The organism is Streptomyces beijiangensis, from assembly GCF_017315755.1.
Classification (GTDB): domain Bacteria; phylum Actinomycetota; class Actinomycetes; order Streptomycetales; family Streptomycetaceae; genus Streptomyces; species Streptomyces beijiangensis.
Genome location: NZ_JAFLRJ010001709.1, coordinates 1 through 346 on the forward strand (window position 1 = coordinate 1; position 346 = coordinate 346).

At 50.6% G+C, this 346-nt stretch carries 1 pseudogene; it reads left to right on the forward strand.

Annotation, left to right across the window (positions count from 1 at the left end):
• Nucleotides 1-346 (forward strand): annotated as a pseudogene (locus J0695_RS46680) (S-methylmethionine permease); the annotation flags it as partial.

Below are 346 nucleotides of genomic sequence, written 5' to 3' on the forward strand. Positions count from 1 at the left end.
GGAGAAGGCGGTCTCTTTCCAAACGGCTTCCTTCCAATTTTTATGGCGATGCTCTCCGTGAATTTTGCGTTTTCGGGTACGGAGCTGATCGGAATTGCCGCCGGAGAAAGCGCCGAACCGGAAAAGAACATTCCAAAAGCGATCAAGACAACACTCTGGAGACTGGTGCTTTTCTTCATCGGAACGATTTTCGTGCTTTCGTGCCTCATTCCGGTTAAAGAAGCCGGTGTGATCAAAAGCCCATTTGTCGTCGTCTTTGACCGCATCGGTGTTCCATATGCGGCCGACATCATGAACTTTGTAATTCTGACGGCTCTGCCTTCCGCGGCCAACTCAGGCTTGTATG